20 protein-coding genes are annotated in these 24969 nt (G+C 71.2%); 7 read left to right on the top strand and 13 right to left on the bottom strand.

The annotated features are described in order from the left end of the window. Positions 1-77 precede the first annotated feature (77 nt). Together VMS22_15280 and VMS22_15275 are read right to left on the bottom strand one after the other, a co-directional pair. Positions 78-2609 (bottom strand): hypothetical protein, encoded by a 2532-nt coding sequence (locus VMS22_15280; protein HXJ35394.1) that lies wholly within the window; start codon positions 2607-2609, stop codon positions 78-80. Between the two features lie 117 nt (positions 2610-2726). Beyond that, positions 2727-3653, bottom strand: coding sequence for a TIGR03564 family F420-dependent LLM class oxidoreductase (locus VMS22_15275; protein ID HXJ35393.1), 927 nt, complete (start codon positions 3651-3653; stop codon positions 2727-2729). 70 nt (positions 3654-3723) lie between these two features. On the opposite strand from VMS22_15275, the gene VMS22_15270 reads away from it, so the two are divergent. From VMS22_15270 to VMS22_15260, 3 genes are all read left to right on the top strand, one after another. Next, positions 3724-4968 carry a CoA transferase gene (locus VMS22_15270; protein ID HXJ35392.1) on the top strand — a complete coding sequence of 415 codons (1245 nt, stop codon included), beginning with the start codon at positions 3724-3726 and terminating at the stop codon, positions 4966-4968. Then, positions 4968-6188, top strand: a complete 1221-nt coding sequence (locus VMS22_15265; protein HXJ35391.1) for a CoA transferase — start codon at positions 4968-4970, stop codon at positions 6186-6188. Before VMS22_15270 ends, VMS22_15265 begins: the two co-directional genes overlap by 1 nt. Positions 6189-6294: 106 nt before the next feature. Continuing rightward, positions 6295-6648 (top strand): hypothetical protein, encoded by a 354-nt coding sequence (locus VMS22_15260; GenBank protein HXJ35390.1) that lies wholly within the window; start codon positions 6295-6297, stop codon positions 6646-6648. A gap of 283 nt (positions 6649-6931) precedes the next feature. Here VMS22_15260 and VMS22_15255 read toward each other — a convergent pair whose 3' ends face one another. The 7 genes from VMS22_15255 to VMS22_15225 form a co-directional block, all read right to left on the bottom strand. Continuing rightward, positions 6932-8566, bottom strand: coding sequence for an ABC-F family ATP-binding cassette domain-containing protein (locus VMS22_15255; protein HXJ35389.1), 1635 nt, complete (start codon positions 8564-8566; stop codon positions 6932-6934). An 81-nt stretch (positions 8567-8647) separates the two neighbouring features. Next, positions 8648-9502 (bottom strand): hypothetical protein, encoded by an 855-nt coding sequence (locus tag VMS22_15250; GenBank protein HXJ35388.1) that lies wholly within the window; start codon positions 9500-9502, stop codon positions 8648-8650. Positions 9503-9535: 33 nt separating this feature from the next. Further along, complete coding sequence (locus tag VMS22_15245; GenBank protein ID HXJ35387.1) at positions 9536-9868, bottom strand: hypothetical protein; 333 nt, start codon at positions 9866-9868, stop codon at positions 9536-9538. 7 nt (positions 9869-9875) lie between these two features. Beyond that, positions 9876-12596, bottom strand: a complete 2721-nt coding sequence (locus VMS22_15240; protein ID HXJ35386.1) for an Hsp70 family protein — start codon at positions 12594-12596, stop codon at positions 9876-9878. After that, the gene (locus VMS22_15235; GenBank protein ID HXJ35385.1) at positions 12596-14377 is read right to left on the bottom strand and encodes an Hsp70 family protein; all 1782 of its coding nucleotides are present in this window, start codon (positions 14375-14377) and stop codon (positions 12596-12598) included. The genes VMS22_15240 and VMS22_15235 overlap by 1 nt, the downstream gene beginning before the upstream one ends. Continuing rightward, positions 14374-14979 carry a DUF2760 domain-containing protein gene (locus VMS22_15230; protein ID HXJ35384.1) on the bottom strand — a complete coding sequence of 202 codons (606 nt, stop codon included), beginning with the start codon at positions 14977-14979 and terminating at the stop codon, positions 14374-14376. Before VMS22_15230 ends, VMS22_15235 begins: the two co-directional genes overlap by 4 nt. Further along, complete coding sequence (locus VMS22_15225) at positions 14976-16148, bottom strand: MFS transporter (protein HXJ35383.1); 1173 nt, start codon at positions 16146-16148, stop codon at positions 14976-14978. Before VMS22_15225 ends, VMS22_15230 begins: the two co-directional genes overlap by 4 nt. Before the next feature lie 70 nt (positions 16149-16218). Here VMS22_15225 and VMS22_15220 point away from each other — a divergent pair, with 70 nt between their 5' ends. Both VMS22_15220 and VMS22_15215 read left to right on the top strand, forming a co-directional pair. Further along, positions 16219-18555, top strand: a complete 2337-nt coding sequence (locus VMS22_15220; GenBank protein ID HXJ35382.1) for an MMPL family transporter — start codon at positions 16219-16221, stop codon at positions 18553-18555. A 12-nt stretch (positions 18556-18567) separates the two neighbouring features. Next, positions 18568-19371, top strand: coding sequence for a TatD family hydrolase (locus tag VMS22_15215; GenBank protein HXJ35381.1), 804 nt, complete (start codon positions 18568-18570; stop codon positions 19369-19371). Here VMS22_15215 and VMS22_15210 read toward each other — a convergent pair. Beyond that, positions 19368-20270 carry a DUF72 domain-containing protein gene (locus tag VMS22_15210; GenBank protein ID HXJ35380.1) on the bottom strand — a complete coding sequence of 301 codons (903 nt, stop codon included), beginning with the start codon at positions 20268-20270 and terminating at the stop codon, positions 19368-19370. The two genes, VMS22_15215 and VMS22_15210, sit on opposite strands and share 4 nt — an antisense overlap. A gap of 31 nt (positions 20271-20301) precedes the next feature. Between VMS22_15210 and VMS22_15205 the strand changes: the two genes are divergently transcribed. Then, positions 20302-21597 (top strand): selenium-binding protein SBP56-related protein, encoded by a 1296-nt coding sequence (locus VMS22_15205; GenBank protein HXJ35379.1) that lies wholly within the window; start codon positions 20302-20304, stop codon positions 21595-21597. Continuing rightward, the gene (locus VMS22_15200; GenBank protein HXJ35378.1) at positions 21594-22277 is read left to right on the top strand and encodes an SCO family protein; all 684 of its coding nucleotides are present in this window, start codon (positions 21594-21596) and stop codon (positions 22275-22277) included. The genes VMS22_15205 and VMS22_15200 overlap by 4 nt, the downstream gene beginning before the upstream one ends. 165 nt (positions 22278-22442) lie before the next feature. Here the strand turns inward: VMS22_15200 and VMS22_15195 are convergent, their stop codons facing one another. From VMS22_15195 to VMS22_15185, 3 genes are all read right to left on the bottom strand, one after another. Beyond that, complete coding sequence (locus tag VMS22_15195; protein HXJ35377.1) at positions 22443-23279, bottom strand: isocitrate lyase/phosphoenolpyruvate mutase family protein; 837 nt, start codon at positions 23277-23279, stop codon at positions 22443-22445. 81 nt (positions 23280-23360) lie between these two features. Then, complete coding sequence (locus VMS22_15190; protein ID HXJ35376.1) at positions 23361-24329, bottom strand: hypothetical protein; 969 nt, start codon at positions 24327-24329, stop codon at positions 23361-23363. Between the two features lie 160 nt (positions 24330-24489). Next, complete coding sequence (locus VMS22_15185; GenBank protein HXJ35375.1) at positions 24490-24891, bottom strand: DUF6285 domain-containing protein; 402 nt, start codon at positions 24889-24891, stop codon at positions 24490-24492. Between the last annotated feature and the right edge of the window lie 78 nt (positions 24892-24969).

Raw genomic sequence — 24969 nt, 5'->3', positions numbered from 1 at the left:
GTCAGTACAATTACGATTCGGCCCTGTCAAGGAAGAAGGGAGCCCCGCGGCACGCGGCCGCGGGGCTCCCGGCGATCTCAGTTGATGTAGCCCTGGCAGCTCGAGCCGGCGCCGCAGTCGGCGTCGCTCGTGCACGACTGGCCCCACGTGGCGCCGCCGCTGCAGATGCCGTCGCAGCCGTTGCCCGGAACGCTCGGGTCGCAGTACCAGTTGCCGAGCAGGATGAACATCTCGTCCTGCGTGGTGACGCCGCCTGCGAGCGGGCACGCGTCACAGATGCCGTCGTTGGCGCCCGGGCTCGAGTCGCACTTGCGATCGTCGGCCTGGAACCCGGGGGCGTCGCCCTCACACGGCTGGCCGCGCTTCGCTTCGTTGACGCAGGCGATGCCGAGGTCGCGTGAGAAGCCGCCGTTGCCCGGAACCAGGCACGGGCCGCCGGGCGCCAGCGTTCCGAACGTGGGCGGAATCGGCGATACGGAGTTCCGCTTCACGTCGTTCGGGTCGGTGTAGCCGTTGTCGTACACTGAGCAGAACTTGAACGTCCGGGTGGTCGGATCCGGGTCGTCGAGCTCGAGCGGCGGGTTGAACTCCAACTGCGTCGGGTCGTTGTACTGCGTGGTCACGAAGATGGGTGTGGTCGTCTCGGCCTTGCACAGGCCGGGGTTCGCCTTCGTGCTGCGGCAGTGCGGCTGCATGCCGGGACCCCAGATGCGGAAGAGCCGCCCGCGCGCGTGCGTGTGCGACGAGAACTCGAAGAGTCGCGTGCCGACGGGGAACGTGATCGAGCGGCAATACTCCCGCTCCTCGAACGGCGGCACGTCCTGCACGAAGATGTCGGTCGAATCGAAGATGCCGCGGATGTAGTGCACGCGGTCCTCGGAGGGCGCGAAGTACACGTTCAGCCACTGCTGGTTGTAGGTGGACTCGTCGGTGGTGTTGAACGCGTGCGAGTTCCACACCCAGATGGCCTCGGCGGGGTAGATGCCGAAGACGCCGGCGGGGAAGGTCGTGCGCGAGAACGGCTGCTGCGAGCCACCGACCGCTGGCGAGTTCGATCCGCCGTTGCCGTTGATCGCACCGGCGATGTCGGTGAAGTCGGGCGGGCCGAACGTGAGACACGCGAGCGACGACTTGAAGACGCCGAGGCACTTCACGCCGGCGCCGCACACGTCGGGCGTGCGCGGATCGCACGTCGCTCCGTCGTTGGTGCCGCCGCAGTGGAAGTTGAAGCCACCGACGCAGGACGCGCCACCCGCGCACACGTCGCCGTCGGGCGCCGCAACGCCGGGATTCGCCGGATTGCACGCCTTGCTGCGATCGGGTCCGGAGTCACAGTAGTGGTCGAGCCCCGGAGCGTTGATGCCGTACGCACCGCGGTAGATGTGGATGATCGAGTGGTGCGAGTTCGGTTCCTGGGTGAGTTCGCTCTTGTTGTAGAAGTAGCACCAGTTCGGAGTGATGCCGTCCGGCTTGGTCGGACCGCCCCAGTAGTCGGGGCACGGTGTCTTGAACGCGTCCGGGACCTGGTCCGCGACGTTGTAGTAGGTCGCATAGCAGCCCTCGTCCTCGCCGTGCGGCTTGATGGTCCAGGGATGGGCGTAATACTGCACGCCCTCACCGGCGACCGGCGGCGAAGGAGGATCCAGGTGCGGCGGCTTCACCGGCGGCAGGCACGAGTTGAGGAGCGCTTCGGTGCCCGCGACCACGCCGTCCTTCTGGGCGCTGTACTGGATCCACAGGCGCAACGCCTCGAGCTCGTCGTCGCTGAGGGCGGGGAGGCCGGACGGCATCGGCGTGCCTGGAACGGGAGCCAGGCCCTTCGTCTTCGCGGCGAGCTTGCGGTACAGGAAGCTGAAGTTCGTCGGCGACCCCGGCTCGACGCGATCCATCTGGCCGAGCTCGGAGAACACGTTGACGAGGTTCTCGTACGCCACGTCGGGGCTGAGGTTCAGGCCACCGGAATTCGCCGCGCCCGCGTCGCTGCCGTGACAGGTGACGTTCGTGCACCCGTGGCGCTCGAAGATCGCGGTCTGGATCGCATCCCAGGTGCTGTCGAACTTCTCGCACGGGCAGGAGGGGAGCGCCTTCTCCGAGGCGCCGGAGACGCGCTGCTTCCTCGTCTTCACGCTCGAGAACTGCGCGCACAGCTTCGCGTCCGAGATCGACAGCGTGACCGTCACGACCGTCTGCGGCATCGCGACCTGATAGGCCCACCCGGCGTTGCCGCCGGCGATCTTCAGGCGGCCCCCGCCACCCTTGCCCTTGCGCAGAAGGATCGAGCGGATGCCGCCCGCCGACTGGGTCTTGTCCTCGTAGCGAAGGCCCTTGCCCTTCGGCAGCGTGCGCCAGTTGGGACCGAGACGGATGAGCCCGCTGTCGCCCTCGCCGGGGCCGCCATAGATGCGCAGCGTCGAGCCGTCGAAGTTCGGGTCCATGCTGCCGAGGTCACCCGAGTACTTGGCCTGGAAGGTGACCTTCCGGCTGGAGGGGCTCTTCCCGTCCTTCAGCGAGATCTTGCTCGATGCGAGGGGGAAATCGGCGGCAAATGCGGAAGCCCCCAGGCCACCCAGGAGGGCAAGCGTCGACAGGAGTCGGGTCAGCGGGCGCATTCGGGCATCCTCCTAGACAGGTTCCGTTACCGCAAGGGGTACATATCGCTCAAGGTCGCGTCGCGTTAATCGGGCTCTATGGCCCGAGCGGACGCCTGATCGGCCGTCGAGGAGTGCTCAGATACCGCGTGCGCGGCGTGCGAGGAAGGCTCGAGTGCGCTGAACGGTCTCCGGATCGCCCTGAACGGTGAACGGGACGGCCAGGAGATCCGTCGCGCCGGCCGCGCCGAGACGCTCGATTGCCGCCCCCACCTGGCTCTCGTCGCCGACGATCGCGACGTCGGACGGACCCTCGAGGCCTTCCCGATCCAGCATCGCGCGGTACGACGGGAGCATGCCATAGACCTGGAACGTCTTCGCCGCCGACGCGCGCGCCGCCTCGACCGATTTCGTGACCGCGATCGGCAGGCCCACGACGACGCGCGGCTCCGGCCGATTCGCCGCCGCGGCCGCCTCGCGAATACGCGGCGCCGTGTGCTCGGCGATCGTCTTGGGGCCGGTCATCCACGTGATCGTTCCGTCGGTTTCCCGTCCCGCGAGCGCCAGCATCTTGGGCGCGAGCGCCGCCACCAGGATCGGGCACGGCTTCGCCCCCGGGACCGACATGTTCGCGTTGACGCGGTACTCCGACCCATTGTGACTCACCTGCCCGGTGCGTACGAGCGGACACAGCACCTGGAGGTACTCCCGCATGTGCGAGTACGGCTTGGCGAACGAGAGGCCGAGCATCCCTTCGATGACGATCTGGTGCGAGAGGCCGATGCCGAGGCTGAAACGCCCGCGCGAGATGGCGGCCGCCGAGAGCGCGGCCTGCGCCATCGCCACCGGGTGGCGCGGATACGTCGGCACGACCGCCGTGCCGAGCTCCATGCGCGAGGTCTCGCGGGCGCAGACGGCGGCCGCCATGATGGCGTCCATGCCGAAGATGTTCGCGAGCCAGCCGCTCGCGAAGCCGTCCGCCTCCGCCTGCTTCGCCTGCGCGACGAGGTTGTCGATCGTTCCCGGAGCCGCGGTGATCTCGCCGATGCCGATGCCGATGCGCATGGACGGGGCTTGTATCGCAGGGCACCGAACCTTGACACCCCGGCGACGCCGCGGGTAGCTAGCGCGCGCGATGAACGGCAACCTGAGTGGCGTCCGTGTGCTCGATCTCACCGGCGAGCCCGGCCACTTCGCGGGCAAGCTCCTGGGCGATCTCGGCGCCGACGTCGTGAAGGTCGAGCCGCCCTCGGGCGATCCCGTCCGGCGCCGCGGTCCCTTCTGGGGCCACGCCGACGATCCCGAACGCTCGCTCGTCTGGCTCGCCTACAACACCTCCAAGCGGGGCATCACGCTCGACGTGACGACGCCGCGCGGCCGTGACCTCTTCCTCGCGCTCGCCGGGCGTGCCGACGTCGTCGTCGAGACCGAAGCGCCCGGCACGATGGCGGCGCGCGGCCTCGGGTGGGACACGCTACACGCCCGCAACCCGCGCCTGGTGCTGTGCTCGCTCACGCCGTGGGGACAGAGCGGGCCGTATGCGGGCTGGCGGGGCTCGGACCTCACCACGCTCGCCACCTCCGGCAACCTGCACTGCACCGGCGATCCGGATCGCGCGCCGGTGCGCTGCTCGCTGCCGGTCGCGTACTATCACGCCAGCATCGAGGCGGCGCTCGCGGTCACGTTCGCGCTCGTGGCGCGCGAGCGGACGGGACGCGGCCAGCACGTCGACGTCGCCATGCAGGCGGCCATGATCATGCCGAACATGGCGACCGCGTCCATGTTCAAGATGAACGGCAGCCGCGGCGCCCGCGCGGGAGCGTTCTTCCGCCAGCCGAAGAGCGAGCAGCGTGAGATATGGCCGTGCAAGGACGGCTTCGTCTCGTTCGCGCTGCGTGGCGGCCCGGCGCGCGTTCCGGGCTTGATCGCGATGGTGAAGCTCATGGACGAGCACGGCATGGCGTCCGCCGCGCTCAAGGCGACCGACTGGAAGACCTACAACCACAACCTGCTCACGCAGGCCGAGGTCGACGCGCTTTCGGCCGAGTTCGGCGCCTTCTTCCTCTCGAAGACCATGACCGAGCTGTTCCGCGCCGCCGTCGAACGCAACCTCATGCTCGCACCGGCGAACACGGCGCGCGAGATCGACGCGTCCGAGCAGCTCGCGTCGCGCGAGTTCTTCGTCGAGATCGACAACCCCGGGCGTGGCCGGCTGCGCTACCCGGGATCGTTCGCGAAGACGACGTCGGCGTCGGGCGGCGCGGCGGTCGGCATCCGGCGGCCGGCGCCGCGGCTCGGCGAGCACACGCGCGACGTGCTGGCGGAGATCGGCGTCACCGAGGCGATGGTGGTCGAGCTGCGCGCGGCGGGGGTGTGCTGATGGACATCTTCGGCGGCACGACGATCCTCGAGATGGGCGCGGGCGCGGCGGGGCCCGTCGCCACGCGCTACTTCGCCGACTGCGGCGCGACCGTGATCCGCATCGAGTCGAAGGCACGGCCCGACTTCCTGCGGACGTTGAAGCTGACGCCGAACACGCCGGGCGGGCTCGACGCCGCCGAGCATTTCGCCGTCCTCAACGTGAACAAGCTCTCGGTGGCGCTGAACCTGTCCATGCCCGAAGGCGTCGCGGTCGCGAAGCGCCTCGCTCTCCGGGCGGACGCGGTCGCCGAGAACTTCGCGCCGGGCGCGATGAAGAAATGGGGCCTCGACTACGCGACCCTGGTCCGCGAGCGTCCCGACCTCGTCATGATCAGCACGTGCCTCAACGGCCAGACCGGGCCGCATCGCTTCTACCCCGGCTTCGGCGGCCAGGGCTCGGCGCTCTCGGGCTTCAACCACCTGACGGGCTGGCCCGATCGCGAGCCCCTGGGCCCGTACGGCACGATCACGGACTCGCTCTCGCCGCGCTTCGCGGCCCTGCTGCTCGCGTCGGCGCTCCTGCATCGCGCACGCACGGGCGAGGGCCAGCACATCGATCTGGCTCAGGTCGAGGGCGGCATCATCTGCCTCTCCGAAGCCCTCGTGACGTTCGCGGCGAACGGCGAGGCGCTCGGGCGCGTCGGCAACCGCTCGCGTCACGAGGTGCCGCACGGCGTCTTCCGCTGCAAGGACGCCGCCGACGGCCGCGAGCGATGGATCGCGATCGCCGTCCACGACGACGCCGACTGGCGGCGCCTCGTCGACGCGATGGGCAAGCCCGCGTGGGCGACCGACACGTCGCTCGCGACGCTCGCCGGCCGGCTCACGCGCATCGGCGAGGTCGAGTGTCACGTCGACGGCTGGACGCGCACGCACGACGCCGGCACGCTCGCCGAACGGCTGCAGCAGGCCGGTATCGACGCCGCGCCGGTGCAGGACCTGGGCGACGTCCACGACGACCCGCAGCTCGCGCATCGCCGCCAGTTCCGCTGGGTCGACCATCCCGTCCTCGGCCGCCACCCCGCCGAGATGAACGCCATCGTCTTCCCCGACACCCCCGCCGACATCCGCATCCCCGCCCCCAAGCTCGGCGAGCACACCACCCGCGTCCTGCGCGATCTCCTCGGCATGTCCGCCGACGAATACGCCGGACTCGAGAGCAAAGGCGTTCTCGCCTGAGCGAAGAGGCGCGGGTCGCTTCCCGGTGAAACGCGCCACGGCCGACGCGCCCCTCGTTGACAGCCCGGGAACCCTCCGGTCTAACCGCCGGTGGAGGCCTGCCCCCATGGAATCGCACGATCTCGCCGAAGCCCGCCAGGAAGCCCGAAAGATCCTCCTCGACCTCGCTCGGTCGATCGATCGGCGGCTCGACGTCGAGGTGCGCGACATCCCCGGCCAGGAGCGCCTCCACGTGACGCTGACGCACGGCCAGAAGCATTCGCACACCGAGCTGTCGCTGCAGACCGTGCTCGCGGCGCCGGGCGACGCGGTCTCCAAGCACGAGCTGAAGCTCAAGCTGAAGCGGGTCGCCGACACCATGCTCTTCCGCCCGATGCCGAACCACCGGGTCTCGGTGAAGCCCGTGCCGCCGCCGGGCGGCCAGCAGACGCCGCGCGGCGTCGGCCGCGGACGGCGCTAGAGAACGCCGACCCAAGACTAGGTCTTGGGTCGGGGGCGAGAGTGCAGCGTTGGTGGCACGCGCGACCGGTATGCCGCGGCCGGCGAAGCCGGCGCGGCAGGGCGAGGTACGCGCGCAGCGTTGAAGCACGACGACGCAACACGTCCTGTCCGCACCAATTCTCTCGTGCGTGCTAGCGTTGCCGCGCCGGCTTCGCCGGCCGCGGCATGCAGGTTGTGCGTGCCTCTGACGCCACACTCTCGGTTCTCCCGACCCAAGACGCAGTCTTGGGTCGGAGAAGACCTCAGGTTCTGGCGGCGCGGCCCTTGGGGGCCGGAGGCTGGAGCGCGGCGCGTGCCTTGGCGTGCAGGTAGTCCTCGTAGTTGCCGTGGTAGAGGATCGCCTTGCCGGTGCCGACCTCGATCACGTGCGTCGGCAGCTTGTCCAGGATGTAGCGGTCGTGCGCCACGATCACGACCGTGCCGGTGTACGCCTCGAGCGCACCCAGCAGGACCTCCTTCGCCGTGAGGTCCAGGTGGTTCGTCGGCTCGTCGAGCAGGAAGCAGTTCACGGGCTCGAGCAGGAGCTTGGCGAGGGCGAGGCGGCTCTTCTCGCCGCCCGACAGGACGCCGACACGCTTCTCGACCGCGTCGCCCGAAAACAGGAAGGCGCCGAGGAGCCCGCGCACGTGCGGCGCCGTCTCGGCGGTCGCGATGCTCATCATCTCGTCGTAGACCGACCGCGTCGTCGACAGCATCTCCGCGTGGTCCTGCGCGAAGTAGCCGAGGCGGACGTTGTGTCCCACCTTGCGCTCGCCGCCGTCGAGCGCCAGGACCGCGGCGAGCATCTTGAGGAGTGTCGTCTTGCCGGCGCCGTTGGGTCCGACGATCGCGACGCGCTGGCCGCGCTCGATCGTCACGTCGGCGTGGTCGTAGACGATCTTCCCGTCGTAGCGCTTGCTCGCGCCCCGGAGCTCGAGCACGACGCGGCCGCTGCGCTGCGCCTCGGGCAGCCGCAGGCGCAGCTCGCGCTCGTGCCCGTCGGGCGGCGGGAGGCGCTCGATCTTCTCGAGCTGCTTGATGCGGCTCTGGACGAGCGCCGCCTTCGACGCCTGGTAGCGGAAGCGCGAGATGAACGCCTCGATGCGCTCGATCTCGGCCTTCTGGTTCTCGTAGGCCGCGCGCGCGAGCTCGAGGCGGGTCTCGCGCTCCTCGAGGTAGCGGCTGTAGTTCATGCCGTAGTCGGTGATGCGCCCGTGCAGTACCTCGGCGATGCGGTCGACGGCGACGTCGAGGAAGTAGCGATCGTGCGCGACCAGGATGACGGTGCCGGGATAGGCCGCGAGGAACTCCTCGAGCCAGTTGCGCGCCTCGAGATCGAGGTAGTTGGTCGGCTCGTCGAGCAGGAGCACGTCGGGGCGCTGGAGCAGGATCTGCGCGAGCGCGACCCGCATCTGCCACCCGCCCGAGAGCTCCCCGCAGTCGCGGTCCATGTCGGCGTCGCCGAAGCCGAGGCCGCGCAGCACGGTCTCGGTCTCGGACTCGATGTCGTAGCGACCGCGGTGCTCCCACTCCTCGCAGATGGCCGTGTAGCGCGCGAGGATCGCTTCGTAGTCTTCCGCCTGCGGATCGACGGTGGCGAGCTGGTGCTCGAGGTCGGCGCGCCGCGCCTCCAGCTCGTGCAGCTCGGCGAACGCCGCCAGCGCGTGGTCGAGGACCGAGACGCCCGAGATGCCGAGGATGTGCTGCGGCAGGTAGCCGACGCGCGTCCCCTTCGGCAGCGCGACCTGGCCGTCGTCGGGCTCGAGGGCGCCGGCGAGGATCTTCAGCAGCGTCGATTTGCCGGCGCCGTTCGGGCCCGTCAGGCCCACGCGTGCGCCGTCCGGGACCGCCCACGACACGTTGTCGAAGACGATCTGTGACCCGTAGCGCTTGCTCACTCCCGCCAGGGACAGCATCGAATTCCCAAGGATGCCGGCACCGGCCGGTCGGCGCAACGTCGCCGTCCGCCGGCGCGCGCGTCACGGCGTACAGGCGGTGGGATTGCAGACGTCGCCGGCGGCGCTGAGGCACGGCGGCAGGTTGGGCGAGGTCGGCGACGGCGTGGCGACGAAGGTGCCCGTCCAGTGCCCGCGGTCCCCGATGCACGCGCCGAGCGCGCCGCACACCGGCCGGTGGCCGCGGTAGTCGACCTTGAACGCTCCCGACGGCCAGTCGTACCACCCTCGCTGCGTCTGGTGCCGGCCGAAGCCGAGGTAGGTCGCGCCCCACCCGCCGACGCACGTGTCGGGACCCGGCGCCGCGCCGTCGCACTCCTCCGTGACGCAGAAGCCGCCGGGCTGGAAGCGGAAGATCTCCACGCCGCCGGGCGAGGTCGACCGGCACGACGTCGCCGGGTCGTTCGGCGGGCACACCCGGAAGTGCGCCGCGCCCGCGTTCATGATCGCGATGATGCTGGTCGACACGTCCTGACACGCTCCGTTGCACGCGGCGCCGAGCGTCGTGTCTTCGGTGTCGATGCAGAACGAGTTGTACGGCACCACCATCTGCCGGCAATCCCCTTCCGGCGGTCCCCAGCAGACGACGAGATGACCCGTCACGCCGACCGTGCGCTCGAGAGTCGGGCACTGCGACCGCACGCTGGCGCGCATCGTGAGCGTGCTCGTCGTCGCGTCGGGCGCGAACGGTTGCCCGAGATCGTAGACGACGGGAACGTAGCCCGACGGGCACGAGACGAGGCCCGCCTGGATCTGGGCACGTACGTCGGGGCACCCGCACTGCAGCCCGCCGGCGAGCTGTCCCTCGTTGCACCTGCCGCTGGCCCTCGCGAGCGAGGCCACGAGCAGGGATGCCAGCGCGATCGTCGTGCGTGACATGACCGGCACGATCCCACCGCGCGTCGCCGCCCGTCAACAGGAAAACACGGCGCGGTGCGGCGTCACGCCTCGACCGCCGACACCTCGACGGGCGCCGCGATCCCCTTCAAGGGCAATGCGCCGCACGCGACCAGATTCACTTTCCGGCCCCGGTCGAGCGCGCGCCGCGTCGACTCGGTGATCGAGCGTCGCGTGCAGGGCGTCGGGCGCGCTCCCGCCGCCGAGGGGATCGACGTAGTTGTAGTAGAAGAACATCGTGACCGCGCCCATGACGTTGGCCGGAATGATCGAGAGCGCCGTCAGGCGGCGGATGAGCCCCGGGCGCATCGTGCCCGGGTCGATCGTGTACGGGCGAGGCGCGTCCATGGGGCCCTCAGCCCCGTAGACGTAATCCGGCGGGCAGCGACTCGTCGAGGAGCCGCGCCTCCTCGCGCGCCTCGAGCGGCACGACTTCGCGCACGAGCCGCGCGAGCCGTGCGCCGTCGGGCTCGCGCTCGAGACGGAGCGCGACGCGATCGCGCAGCGCGGCATCGAGGTCCCGCTCGCGATCGCCCGTCATGCGTGCGACCTGGGCCAGCGCGAACGCCGTGGCGTCGGGGCGCGTCCAGGCCGCGCCGAGCAGCTGCTCGACCACGTCCGCCGCCGCGCGAGGCGGCACGACGCAGTTCGCCGGGCCTGCGATCGGCGCGCGCGCAGCGACGCGCGCGAGCGCCCACGCCTCCTGGTCGGTCGCCTTGCCCTTCGCGACCGTCTGCGCGAGCACCAGCGCCAGCTCGGCGCGCGCCGACGCCGCCAGCCGCTCGCACCCGCCGACCGCCTGCCACATCTCGCGCAGCTCCTGCGGCGCGGCCTTGGGGCCCTTCGTCCTGCCGCGTCCCGTGAGCTGCGGCCGCACGAGCTCGAGCACGTGCTGCTGCTGGCGCGCGCCGAGCCCGCCCGCGACGCGCTTCCAGAGGTTCCACATCTCGGCGCGGCACTGCACGGAGCGCGGGTGGCGCAGCTCGGTGCCGAGCACGCGCCAGAGCTTGTCGATGCGGATCTCGTCGCCGGGATCGCCGAAGCCGGGGCGGAGGAGGAACCCCGCCAGGTTCAGCCACCGCGCCTCGTGCGCCGGGCTCCGCGCGCGGCGCGGCTCGAGGGTCCACAGGACGTCCCACGACGCGCGGATCGTAGCGAGCGGCCAGGCGTCGCGGCCGGCGTCGAGCGCGGTCTCGAGCCGGCGCATCAGCGAGACGGGATCGTCGGCACCTTCGAAGGTCTCGCGGAGCAGGCGTTCGGCTTCGGCGACCCGCGCCGGATCGACGACGATCGCGGCCTGCTCGGCGGGTACGGCCTCGTCCGCGACCGTATCGCGCAGCCGCAGCTCGAGCCGCCAGCGATGCTCGGTCGAGCGCGACTTGAGCGAGAGCTCGAGCGTGCCGATCTCGGAGAGGCGAACCTCCACGTGCACCGGCAGCGATCGCTCCTCGAGCTTCTTCCCGAAGCGGACGACGGTGCGCAGCGGCGGCAGCGCGGTCAGCGCGTCGGGGCGCGCGTCGACGAGGTCGCCGGCGTGCTCCCCCGTGCGATCGGTCGCGGTGAAGAGCGGGAAGGCGACGGGACGGTTCGTCGTGAGCTCGAGCTCGCGACCCGAGAGGTCGGCCGTCTCGCCCTCTTCCATGCCGCGTGGCACGACGCAGAGGAGCTGCTCGTCCTGGAGGCCCAGATAGTACGTGCGCGCCGCGCCGCTGCCGATGCGCACGCCTTGTCCGCGCCGGACCAGGCCGTAGTACGCCGCGCCCCGCGCGACGGCGAGCTGGAGCGAGTCGGCATCGAGCACCGCCGGGCGCCAGTCGCCGCCGGGCTCGTGCCACGCACCGACGATGGCGGCGATGCGCTCGCGCACGGCGGCGGGCTCGAGCGCGCCGCCGTTGAAGAGGAGCGCGTCGGGCCGGACGAGCGCATGCGCGCCTTCTCCGGCGGCGTCGCGCTGGCGGGCCAGGAACTCCGCCAGGTGACGCGTGATCGCGGCGTCGGCGGCGAACGGCAACCCCCACTCGCGAAGCCCGCTCGCGCCGCGCTGCGGCCGCGCGTCGGCGTCGACGCGCGGAAAGAACCCGTCGAGCACCAGGCGGTCGAGCTCGTCGCGCGTGACCGAGGTCGCGAGTGTGCCGCCGACGACGCCGCTGCCGCGCCCGGCGACCGTGACGCGCACGTCGCGGACCGCATCGTTCGAGAGCATGGCCTCCTTGGCCGCCCGGCACTGGCTCACGAGGAGATGGAAGCGCGGCGGGTCGAGCTGCCCGCCGGGGACGAGGCGCGCTTCGGCCGTCCGCGCCAGCGCCAGGTCCATGTTGTCGCCGCCGAGCAGCAGGTGCTCGCCCACCGCGACGCGCTCGAGCCCGAGCTCGCCACGGCTGCCGCGCGCGGCGACGAGCGAGAAGTCGGTCGTGCCGCCGCCCACGTCGACGACCAGCACGAGCGGCGTCGCGGCGATGCGCGCCTTCCAGTCGCGCTCGTGCGCGACCAGCCAGGCGTAGAACGCCGCCTGCGGCTCCTCGAGCAGCACGAGGCGCGGGATGCCGGCCGCGGCCGCGGCCTCGAGGGTCAGCTCGCGCGCGACCTCGTCGAACGACGCCGGCACGGTGAGCACGATGTCCTGCTCCGCGAGCGGCTCGGGAAAGCGCGCGTCCCACGCCTCGCGGAGGTGCCTGAGCGTGCGCGCCGACGCTTCGACGGGCGACAGCTTCGGCACGTCGTCGGCGGCGCCCCACGGCAGGATCGCCGCGGTGCGATCGACGCCGCCGTGACAGAGCCAGGACTTGGCCGAGCCCACGAGCCGGCCCGACACACGCGCGCCCTGGTCGCGGGCGAGCACGCCGACGCAGTAGCTGCGTCCCGCCGCCCACGGCAGATCGAGACTCCCCGGCGGCAGATCGTGCGCGCCGGCGAGGTAGCAGAACGACGGCAGCGTCTCGCGCGCGTCGACCTTCCCGGGCGCCACCAGCTGCGGCACCGGGAAGACCCGGATCGTACGACCCGCCTGCGTGTCGACGTACGCGCAGGCGGTGTTGGTCGTGCCGAGGTCGATGCCGACGAGGTAGCGCGCCGCCATCAGGGCGCGGCCTGCCGCACGTTGAGCTCGAGCTTCCAGCGCCCCTTGCCGTCGCGGGCGACGCAGTAGAGCTCGAGGGTGCCGATCCCGGTCGCGTGTGCCCGCAGGTGCACCGGCACCGTGCGCCCGTCCTGATCCTTCGCCGTGAGCGCGGCCTCGATCGGCGCCAGCTCTTCCAGCTCGCCGGGCTGCCAGCGCTCGACGATGGTCCCGGCGACGTCGTCGCGGCGGACCGAGGAGCCGAAGAACCGGAACTCAGCCGGCTCACCGACGACGAGCCCGAACTCCGCGTCCGGCACCGCGATCTCGGTGCCTTCCTCCATGCCGAACGGCGCCACGCAGAGCGCCTTCACGGGCGCCGCCATGCCCGGCACCGCCGGCGCCGCCACCTCGATGCCGACGTAGTACGCGCGCGCAGTGCCGCCGCGGATGCGCACGCCGCGGCCGCGCCGTGCGAGGCCGTAGGCCGCTGCGCCCTCGGCGACCGCGAGGTCGGGATGCGCGCCGGCGAGCACGCGGACGTCGCCGCCGCGCCACGAGCGCAGGACCGACGCGAGCCGCTCGCGGAAGCGCGGCGCGTGCATGACGCCGCCGTTGAACAGCACGGCGGAGACTCCCTCCGGCGCGACGTCGTGGTGGCGCGCGACGAACGCCGCGATGTGCCGCGTGATCGCCGCGTCGCTCGCGTACGGCAGGCCGATCTCCTGGAGGCCCACGCGCCGTGTCGCGTGCGGCCGCGCCTCGGGACCCACCTTCGGGAAGAACCCGTCGATGAGCGTCGCTTCGACCTCGACGCGGCCGAGGTCGGTGCGCACGGCACCGCCGATCACCTTGCGCGAGCGCCCGAGCACGACGACCGGCTCCTTGTCGCGTGTCGGATCGGCGAGGAGCTTCTCCTTCGCCTCCCGGCAGGCGTGCACGAGGCCGCGGAGCTGCCACTCGTCGAGCGACGTCCCCTGCGCCGCGAGACGCTCGCACACCGCGTGTGCGAGCGCGAGGTCCATGTTGTCGCCGCCGAGCAGGATGTGGTCGCCGACCGCCTTGCGCTCGAGGCCGAGCGATCCGCTCTCGTCGCCGACCGCGACGAGCGTGAGATCGGTCGTTCCGCCGCCGACGTCGCAGACGAGGATCACGTCGCCAACGTGCACCTCCGTGCGCCAGCCGCCGCGCGTGGCGGCGAGCCAGGCGTAGAACGCCGCCTGCGGCTCCTCGACGAGGTGCACGGTCGGAAGGCCGGCCTGCGTCGCCGCGCGGACGGTGAGCTCGCGCGCCGCGGCGTCGAACGACGCCGGCACGGCGAGATAGAGCTCCTGCTTCGCGAGCGGCGCCGGCATCGCGGCATCCCACGCCGCGCGCAGATGCGCGAGGTAGGCCGCCTGCGCGTCGACGGCCGAAACCTTCGCGACGTCCGCCGGCGCGTTCCACGGCAGGATCGGACCGCGCGGATCGACGCCGACCGAGCAGAGCCACGACTTCGCCGACGACACGACGCGCCCGGGCACCTCGGCGCCGCGCGAGCGCGCGAGCGCGCCCACCGCCAGGTCGGCTTCGCCCCACGGGAGCGCCAGGCTGCCCTTCGGCAGCTCGCCTGCCGCGGGCAGATAGAGGAAGGACGGCAGCCGGTCGTGCGCCTCGACGAGGCCCGCCTTCACGACCTGCGGGATCGGGAGCACCGCCGCCGCGTGCGCCTCGGCGTCCGGTGCGAGGGCGCTCGTGTCGACGTACGCGACGACCGAGTTCGTCGTCCCGAGGTCGATGCCGACGACGTATCGCGCGCTCACCCGATCTCGACCTCCGCCGGCGCGACGACCTTCGGATCCTGACCGGTGCGCGGCGGGAGGTTCACCGACTTCACGCGCCAGCCCGCGTGGCGGAGGACGCCCGTGAACGGCGGGGTGCCGCTGACGTTCCCGACCAGCCGGATGGCCGCCGGATCGAAGCCCGCGGGAACCGTCACCGTCGCGCCTTCGTCGCCCGGCATGATGGGCTCGATCGCGACGGCGCCTTCGAGCGCCTTGCGGCAGCTCGCGTGGATGCCGCGCGTGGCCGCGCCGATCTGCTCGTCCGTGTACGGCGCGATGTCCTCGCTGAAGAAGTCGACGAGCCGCCCTTCCTCTTGCAGCGTCGCGAGCAGGCGGAGCGCCGCGTTCTCCGCCGGCTCGGCGGGCTTGGTCGACGGTACGGCCACTGCGCTCGCCGTCCCGGACGCCGACGCGCCGGTTCCCGCGACCGCCGCGACGGCGAGCGCGAGAACGAGCGGGCCCGCGAGGAGCAGCGCGAGGCACGGCGCGCACCCCGCGACCTCCGGGCGCTGGCCCAGCACCGCGTAGTTGCCGCCTGCGAGCGCGAGACCCAGCACGAGCGCGACCCCGTAGGTCTTCATGCCCGCTCTGCTATCACACGCGAACGCTCCGGCAACCGCGGCGCCGTGACGACGAGCGCGGCTCCCAGCACGAGCGACGTCGCCGCCGCGACGGCGAGCGTTGCATCGAGACCGACGTGAGCGGTCGCGACCCCGCACAGGCCGACGACGCTCGCGAGCGCGAGCCGCGACACGAGGCTCTGCACGGAGAGGATCGTCGCGCGCAGCCGGGAGTCGACGAGCCGGTTCATGAGGACGTTCAGCAGCGGCATCCAGAGCCCGTCCAGCACGCCGCGCGTGAGGATGACGAGCGCGCCGACGGGGCTCGCGACGGCGGCCATCGCGCCCAGGCCGACGGCGGGCACGGCGGCCATGAGCGCCGCGCTGCCGCGTACGCCGAGGCGCGACTCGATGCGGTGCGCGCCGGTCGCGACCAGCGCGGTCACGACCTTCGTCGCGGCGACGACCGCGCCGAACAGGGCCAGCGGCACCCCGATCGCGCGCAGGTACGGCTGCTGCAGGAAGAAGTAGACGTGCGAGGCGGAGACGACGAGCGCGGCGAGCGCGATCGTCCAGCGGACGGCGGGCGTGCGGGCGACGACGCGCGCGGCGTCGCGCAGGATGCCGCGCGCGCGGTGGTGACGCGGCGGCTCGCGGAGACACGCCGCGGCCACCACCGTCGCGCTCCCCGCGGCGATGTTCGCGACGTACGGCCAGGCGAGGTCGTGGGCGGCGAGGATCGACCCCGCGATCGCCACCGCCCCCGAGCCGAGCGACGAGATCGCCTGGGAGAGGCTCTCCGCGCGCGGATAGCGGTCGAGCGCGCCGGCGGTGTCGAGCGTGTCGTAGAGCAGCGCCGAGTCGGCGCCGGAGCGCAGCGCCGAGACCATCGCGAGCATCGTCTCGAGCACGACCGCCATGCCGAGGCTCGGCCACCACAGGATCCCGGCCGAGCCCACCGCGAGCACGACGCCGCTGGCGACGAGGCACAGTCGCCGCGACACGCGATCGGCGAGCGCGCCGAACGGCACGTCGAGGAGTGCCCGCACCAGCACGAAGTACGATTGGAGCCAGAGCACCGCCGAGAGCGAGAGGCCGACGCGCTCCTGGTAGAACACCACGAAGACGGCCTGCGAGAAAACGGCGCCCGCGGTCGCCTGGTAGACGAAGTACGGCGCGAGCGACGGCACGGGCGAAGCCTAGCGAACGCCGTGGCGGTTTGCATTGCGGCGGCGAACCCGACAAGGATTCTCGCTTCACATGGCCACCGCCTTCGAACGCTACGTCCGCCTCCTGGTCCGATTCCGCTGGCTCGTGCTCGCCGTCGTCGCCGCCCTGACCGTGCTGGTCGGCAGCGGCATGACCAAGCTCCGCAGCGAGTTCAGCGTCGAGGCGAGTCTCCCCGCGAATCATCCCTTCGTGCAGATCGACAAGGAGATCCGGGCCGAGTTCGGCGGCCGGCGCACCCTCATCGTCGCGATCGTGCCGCGCGAGGGCGAGGTCTGGCAGACGCCGGTGCTCGAGATCGTGCGCGACTTCACGCTGGCGGCGCTCCGCCTCCCCGACATCATGGCGCAGAACGTGGTGAGCCTCGCCGCCCCGGCGGTCCGCTACGTCGAGGAGTCCGGCGGCTCGATCAAGGTCGACTACCTCATGCGCGACGCCCCGAAGACGCCCGAGGAGATCGCGCGTCTGCGGGCGAAGGTCGAGAGTGATCCGCAGCTCCGGGGCATGCTCGTCACGCCCGACCAGAAGGCCGCGATCGTCGTCCTCGACTTCTTCGAGGGCAAGCAACAGTCGTGGGAGGTCGCGAATGCCGTCCTCGCACTGGCCGAGCCGTATCACGACCGCGGCGTCGACGTCTGGATCGCCGGCGAGCCCACCTTCGCCCTGACCGACCTCGACCAGTCTGCCATGCTCATGCGCCGGATCCCCGTCACGTTCCTCGTGATCGCGGTGATGCTGCTCGTCTCGTTCCGGAGCTTCCAGGGCATGTTCATCCCCATGCTCACGGCGACGCTCTCCACCGTGTGGGGGCTCGGCCTGCAGGGACATACGGGCATTCCCATCGACGGCTGGAACGCGGCGGTGCCGATCCTCCTCATCGCGGTCGCGGCCGCGCATTCGGCCCAGATGTTGAAGCGGTACGTGGAAGAGGTCGTGCGGACGCGGGACAACCGCGCCGCCGTCATCGAGTCGACCGTGAAGATCGGTCCGGTCATGGTCGCGGCCGGCGCCACCGCCGCGCTCGGCTTCGCGTCGCTCGCGCTCTTCGGCGTCCGGTCCATCGCGAACTTCGGGCTCTCGTGCGCCTACGGCATCGGCAGTGCCGTCTTCCTCGAGCTCACGCTGATCCCGGCGTTGCGGGCGGTGCTGCCCGCCCCGAAGCACGTTCCGCCCGAAGGCGGCGTCACGACCGCGGTCCTCGCGACGCTCGAGCGCGCGATCCTGCGCGGCAACGGGCGCCCCGTCCTGATCGGCACGGCGATCGCGCTCGTGCTCTCGCTGGTCGGCATCGCGCGCATCCGGACGTTCGGCCCGACGCGCGAGTACATGCCGAAGGGGAGCCTCCCGCGCGTGCATCTGGACGAGATCCAGAAGCACTTCCCCGGCACGGTCACGATGACGATCCTCTACGAGGGAGCCGAGGGCAGCGCGAAGACGGTTCCCTTCCTGCAGCACATGGCGGCCATGCAGGCCGAGCTCGAGAAGGACCCGCTCGTGCTGCGCACGGCGTCGCTCGCCGATCTCGTGAAGACGCTCCACAAGACGTTCGCGGCGGATGCGCCGAACCCGTATCGCGTTCCCGACGACCAGGAGCTGGTCTCGCAGCTCATGTTCCTCGGCGACTCGCCGGCCTTCGAGCGGTTCGTGGATCGCGCGCAGACGAAGGCGATCGTCATGGCGTACCTCACCGACGACGACTCGGCGCTGGTGGGTCCGCTCGTCCGTCACACCGAGGCGTGGCTCCGCGACCATCCGCCGCCCGACGGCGTGAAGGTGCTGGTCGCCGGCGGCGCGGGACCGACGATCCTCGCCGTGAACGAGCACACGACCTACGGGAAGCTCGTGAACATGGTCGTCGTGCTGCTCGCGATCTACGCCATCTCTTCGACCATCATGCGCTCGGCGACGGGTGGGCTGTACGTCGTCTGTCCGATCGTCGTGACCGTGATCGAGCTCTTCGGCATCCTCGGCTGGACGGGCGTGCGGTTCGACATGGGGTCGTCGTCCGTCATCTCCATGGCGGCCGGCATCGGCGCCGACTACGCCATCTACTTCCTGTATCGGCTCCGCGAGGAGCGGAAGCGCTCGGCGACCGACGCCGAAGCGTTCGGCATCGCACTCAGGACGTCCGGCCGCGCCGTGCTCTTCGTCGCCGCGTCGATCGGCGCCGGGTTCTCGGTCGAAGCCATCTCGCCGTACCTCGGCATGCGCCTCTTCGGCACCCTCATGCCGCTCGCGATGCTGCTCTCGTGCTTCGCGGCGCTCTCGCTCATGCCCGTGCTCGTGCTGCGCACCCGGCCGCGCTTCATCTTCGGCCACGAATCGACGCCCGTCGTCTCTCCGATGCCGTCCGTCGCCGCGAGCGGGTGAGAGAGTCTCGCGATGGGCCTCGCCGACGTCCACGCGCATCTCACGCACCGCAAGCTGCTGCCGGACATCGACGCGATCGTCGCGCGCGCGACCGCCGCGGGGCTGACGACGATCGTGTCGAACGGCCTCAACCCGCGCGACAACGAGGCGACGCGCACGCTCGCCGCGCGCCACCCGGTCGTGAAGCCCGCCTTCGGCTTCTATCCGGTCGACACGGTGCTCGCGGACATGGTGACGATGGGCGTCGAGTACCCGCGCGACGAGGAGCCCGTCGCCGCCGACGAGGGGATCGCCTGGGTGCGCGAGCACGCGGGCGAAGCGATCGCGGTCGGCGAGATCGGACTCGACGGCTACTGGGTTCCGGAGTCGCTCTGGGAGAAGCAGGAGGCAGCCTTCCGCGCCCTCGTCCGCATCGCCCTCGATGCCGGAAAGCCGATCATCATCCACACGCGCAAGCGCGAGCGCCGCGCGCTCGAGGTGTTGGAGGAGCTGGGCGCGACGCGGGTCAACTGGCACTGCTTCGGCGGCAAGGTGAACCTGGCGCGACAGATCGCAGAGCGCGGCCACTACTTCTCGATCCCCGCCAACGCGCGGCGTTCGGAGAGCTTCACGCGCATGCTGCAGACGTTGCCGCGCGAGCGGCTGCTGCTCGAGACCGACTGCCCATATCTGTCGCCCAACCGCGAGGAGCGCAACGAGCCCGCCACGATCGCGGGCACCGCGGCCTACGCGGCGGAGCTGTGGGGCGTTCCCGAGGCCGAGGTCGCAACGCGCATGAGCGAGAACTTCGCGCGCCTCTTCGGCGTCGAGCCCTAGGCGAGCAGGGCCGCCAGGTCCTGCGCGTTCTGCACCGCGTAGTCGCGGTAGCAGTTGTTCATGAGGACGAGCACGCGCCGGCTCGCCTTCGCCAGGGTCCGGATGCGGGGCACCCACTCGGCGAGCTCGCCGGTCTGGTAGAGGTAGCGGAAGCGCTCGGTCGTGGGCGCGCCGGCGCGCGTCCACGTCTCCCGCCGCCGGCCGTGGAACCGCACGACCGCGAGCGCGTCGGACGTGGACGCAGCCACCGGCGGGACGCTCGCCGCGGTGCCCTGCGGCTCGTCGACGCAGACGTAGGCGAGCCCCCGCTCGCGCAGGCGCTCGAGCGTGTCGTCGGCGCGCCCCTCCGAGAGCCAGCCGGCTTCCCGGAACTCGACCGCACACGGCAAGCCCGGCAGGCGCGCCGCCGCGTCGTCGAGCTGCTGCCAGCTCTCGGCTCCGGGTCGGAACCACGGCGGCATCTGCAGCAGGACGTACGCGAGCTTGCCGGCGACGACCAGCGGCTCCAGGTTCGCGCGGAAGCGCTGCCAGATCTCGGCGACGACGTCGGCGGGCAGCGCGCGGGCGTGGAGCTGGCGGGCTCGGCGCATCGCCGCCGGGAGCGCCGCCTGCAGATCGCGATCGAGACGCGTCGGCTCGACCGGGTGTCCCGTCATGGCGGCGAACGCCTTCACGCCGAAGAGGAACCCGGCGGGCGTGCGTTCGACCCATGCCGCGGCGTTCCGCGCCGACGGCAGCGCGTAGTACGTCGCGTCCACCTCGACGACGCCGAATCGCTGCGCGTAGAACCGCAGGCGCTGCTCGGCCGTGCGCGCGGTGGGCGGATAGAAGGCACCGCTCTCGAGCAGCGTCTTCTCCGTCCAGGACGCCGTCCCCACCCGGACGTCGGGTCTTGTCATCGGCGACGCGAACCTAATATGCGTCGGGATCATGATGCGAATCGCGTCGACCCTCATCGTGCTCGCCGCCACGCTCGCGCACGCCGACGAGACGTGCATGTCGCCCTACATGCCGAAGATCACCGGGCAGGAGGACTACGTCTACGCCTGGACACTCGGCATCGAGGGGGTGGGCGACGGCTCCGACAAGCTCGTCACGATCGGCGCGCGCCCCGGCACGCCGACCTACGGCAAGGTCGTCTCGACCGCGTCGGTCGGCGGCCGACACGAAGCGCACCACGCCGGCTTCAGCGACGATCGCCGCTACCTGTGGGCCGGCGGGCTCGACTCGAGCACGATCTGGGTCTTCGACATCGCGAGCGATCCCGCGCACCCGAAGATCGTGAAGACGATCGACACCTTCGTCGCCGACAGCGGCGGCGTCGTCGGGCCGCACACGTTCTTCGCCCTGCCCGGCCGCATGCTGATCAGCGGGCTCTCGAACTCGAAGGACGAGGGCGGCCGCACGGCGCTCGTCGAGTACAACAACGACGGCCAGTTCGTCCGCACCATGTGGCTGCCGGACGACGCGAGCTACGGCTACGACGTGCGCGTGCAGCCGCGGCTCAACCGCATGCTGACGTCGTCGTTCACGGGCAAGAAGAACTACATGCGCGACCTGTCGGCGGTGATGGGCGACGCCGAGGCCATGAAGAGCTTCGGCAACACGATGGTCGTGTGGGACTTCCACGCCCGCAAGCCCATCCAGACGCTCGAGGTCCCGGGTGCGCCGCTCGAGATCCGTTGGGCGCTGCAGCCGCGCCACAACTACGCGTTCACGTCGACCGCCCTCACGTCGAAGATCTGGCTCATCGAGCAGCTCCCGGACGGCACGTTCAAGGCGAGCGCCGTCGCCGACATCGGCGACCCGAAGAAGATCCCGCTGCCGGTCGACATCAGCATCTCGGCAGACGATCGCTTCCTGTTCGTCGACTCGATGATGGACGGCATGTGCCGCATCTACGACGTCTCCGACCCGCACCATCCGAAGCTCGTGACCGAGGAGCACGTCGGCTCGCAGCTGAACATGGTGTCGGAGACGTGGGACGGCGAGCGCCTGTACTTCACGTCGTCACTGCTGGCGAAGTGGGACAAGAAGGGCAAGGACGACGAGCAGTTCCTGGCGGCGTACCGCTTCGACGGCAAGAAGCTCCACCCGCTGTTCCGGATCGACTTCGCGAAAGAGGGGCTCGGCCGCCCGCACCACATGCACTTCGGGCAGGACCAGTTCTACAAGAACCAGATCTACAGCGAGGCCGAGCCCGCGCGCGCCGTCGCGCGCAGATGACCCGAGCCTGCATCGCGGCGCTGGCGCTCGCGGTCGCGACCGCGGCCGCGGCGCTCGATCCGTCGGACTACGCGTACACCTACGGCGTCGGCACGTTCGTCCCGGAGTACGCGCCGCCGCCCCCCGGCAGCTACGAGCTACCGCCGATCAAGACGGTCTCGGACCACCCGGTACTCGCGGACGACGGCGCGGCGACGACGCTCTTCGCGCTGGCCGGAAATCGCGTGGCGATCGTCGCGTTCGTCTACACGACGTGCGTCGAGGCCGCCGGGTGTCCGGTCAGCACCGCCGCCCTGCACCGGATCGACCGTGCCGTCGCCGACGACCCGGAGCTGCGCGGCAAGGTCGCGCTCGTGAGCGTCAGCTTCGACCCCGAACGCGACACGCCCGCGCGCATGGCCGCGACCCGCCGCCTGCACGAGGCCGGTGCCGACTGGTACTTCGTCACGACGCAGGACGACGCCGCCCTGCAACCGCTGCTCGACGACTTCGGCCAGCCGGTCGGCAAGCTCCGCCGCGCCGACGGCTCGTGGACGGGACTCTTCCGGCACGTGCTCAAGATCTTCCTGGTCGACGGCGAGCACCGCGTGCGGAACGTGTACAGCGTGGGGTTCCTGCACCCCGACCTCATCCTCAACGACGTGCGGACGGTACTGCGCGAGCCAGTCGCGAAGCGGTGACGACGGCGGGGCGCGCGTCGCGAGGTCGGCGGGGGCCAGGGCGCTGGCTTCGGCTACGCCGCGCGACAACACATTTGGTTCGTCACGGCCCCGACGTTTCGTCGCGCCGCTTCGCAGGCGCCTGCGCCCTGGCCCCCGCCGACCTCGCGGTATCGACGCCGCCGTTCAGCGGCTGGCGAAGAGCGCGTTCGCGTCCGCGACGGAGATGGAGTCGCCCGCCATCGCGTCGTACGTGCCGGCGCTCAAGAGCTCGCGGCCGATCCTTCGGGTGAGGCCGAGAACGGCCTGCATGGGGCTGCAGCCGACGCTCACGCGGCGGACGCCGACGGCGGCGAGGGCGGGGACGGTCGGGGCACCGGGCCAGGCGAGGATGTTCACCGGTCGCGGCACGGCGCGAACGAGCTCGCCGATCTCGGCGAGATCCGCGAGACCGGGAACGAAGATGCCGTCGGCTCCGGCGTCGACGTAGCGGGCGGCACGCGCGAGCGTGTCCTTGAACCGCGCGGCCGGATCGGGAGCCGGGACGAAGTAGGTATCGATGCGCGCGTTCACGAAGAGCGGGACGCCCTCCGCGCCGGCGGCCTGCCGGGCGGCGCGGATCCTGTCGGCGAGGACGTCGGGCGCAACCAGCGTCCGTCCGTCCGCGGCCTTCCCGTCCTCGAGGTTCACGCCGATCGCGCCGGCGCGAACGATCGCGCGAACGGTCTCGCCGACGTCCGCCGGCGAGCCGCCGAATCCGCGCTCGACGTCGGCGCTGACCGGGGCGCGCACGGCGCGACAGATGCGTGCGATCGCGGCGACGATCTCGTCGCGCGGGGCGCGCTGCCCGTCCGGGTAGCCGAGCGCCCACGCCATGGCGGCGCTCGACGTCGCGATCGCCGGCGCGCCGGCCTCCTCGAGGATGCGGGCGCTGGCGGCGTCCCACGCGTTCGCCAGCACGAGCGGTGGCCCGCTGCGGTGCAGGTCGTGGAAACGCTCCGCGCGCTCTCGTGGTGTCGCCATGCGACACCCCTATGCCGGCGACGGCCCTCACACCACCGCCTGCGGTGATGACGTCCGTTTTCCGCTACCCGCGCGGCGGGGCTACTGCGTGACCTTGACGGTCACGACGTGGTCCTTCTGGACGCACGTCATGAACTCGTTTTCGCCCAGGGTCGGGTAGTAGAAGCCGAACAGGTTGCAGTGCTCGTTCTGATCCGTGAACGGACCGAACGTGAACTGGGTGTCCGTGTCGTTCTCGTAGCGACACGTCCACTCGAGCCCCTGCACCTCGGGCTGGAACTTCCCCGAGTAGCGCTCGAAGACGGGCTCCGTGTAGCCCTCGAACTTGTAGAGCTGCTCGCCGGTCGTCGTGCCGTCCCAGGTGTTGACGGTGAACTCCTTGCCGCGGAAGTGGTAGTGGCCCGTGAGCGCGAGAAGCTTCACCGGTCGCGGGAAGACGCACCGGGTGGTCGCGAACGACTCGCTGTGCGGGGGGACGACCACGTCGCGATCCTGGCCGAAGAACGCGCCGGCGAACGACTTCACCTTCTTGCGCTTCATCGAGTAGATGTTGAACGTGGCCCAGCCGGGGTCGGGCGTCGCGAGCAGCCCGTTGTCCACGAAGTGCGTCTGCGCCACGTACTGCTCGCCGCCGCGGAGCATGATGGCGACGCCGCGCGGGAGCTTCCAGTCGAGCGTCACGTTCTGGCTCGCGAAGATGAGCTGCCACTGGTCGAAGTTGAGCGCGAAGTTGCAGGTCTCGTGGCCGTCGGGAACGCTCATGTTCGGATCGACGGGCCGGTAGAGGTGGACGTGGTGGCTGCCGCCCTGCACCTGGATGCGGACGCGGCCGACCGCCATGTCCTTCGGATTCGGGTTCTTGAAGTACGTGCACTGCGTGATCTCGGAGCCGTGCGGCACGTCGACCGGCCCGATGGTCATCTGCATGCCGTGACGCGGCTTCTTCACCTTGGGCGCGTCCGACGAGAGCGGCGTCAGCAGGTCCGCCGCTGCCGTCCGGCACAGCAGGTGCACGAGCATGGCGGCGACAGCCAGGGTCCCATTGCGCATGCTGCTCCTCAATAGCAAACGCGGGTCCCCCGCGTCGAGCCGCTTTCTCAATCTTTTCGCGAGCGTCACGGGGGTGGCGGTTGCATCGATGCGAGACTGTCGCAGCACGGCGAGAGTAGTCGTCGTCCTAGGACGAGGGGGATCCGCGCGACGCGGGGCGCTACGACGCACCGCCGAGGAGCTTCGGATTCGCGACGCGGAGCTTCTCCGTGATCGTCATGCGCACGTGCGCGCGGACCGCGTCGCCGAACGCACCGCCGTCCGCGTCGCCCGCACGGATGCGCCTCACCAGCCGCTCGGTGAGCGCGCGCACCGCCGCGCGCAGCCCGTCGAGGCGCCCCGGTGACACCGTTTCGTCGACGCCGAGCAGATCGCGCAACCGTCGCCATTCGGCGACCAGCAACGTCTCCTCCTCCTGCAGCTCCCGCGTGACGATCGACAGGACGTTGGCGGCGACGAGCGCGTGGAAGCGCTTGCGCCCCTCGAGCCCGGGCAGCACGTCCTGCTCGAGGAACTCGCGCACGGCGGTCAGGAGCTCGATGGCGGTGGGTCGGTCCTGCATTGTCTTAGAGCGGGTTCCTGGCGGAACCCGCGCAGGATGCCCCCGTGCGCTCCGCGCCGGAGGCGCGGTGCTCCGGTG

The sequence above is a fragment of the Candidatus Eisenbacteria bacterium genome (assembly GCA_035577985.1).
Taxonomy (GTDB): Bacteria; Desulfobacterota; Binatia; order DP-6; family DP-6; genus DATJZY01.
Note: the sequence above shows the minus strand (reverse complement) of the source record. Positions and strands in the feature narration are given on the sequence as shown.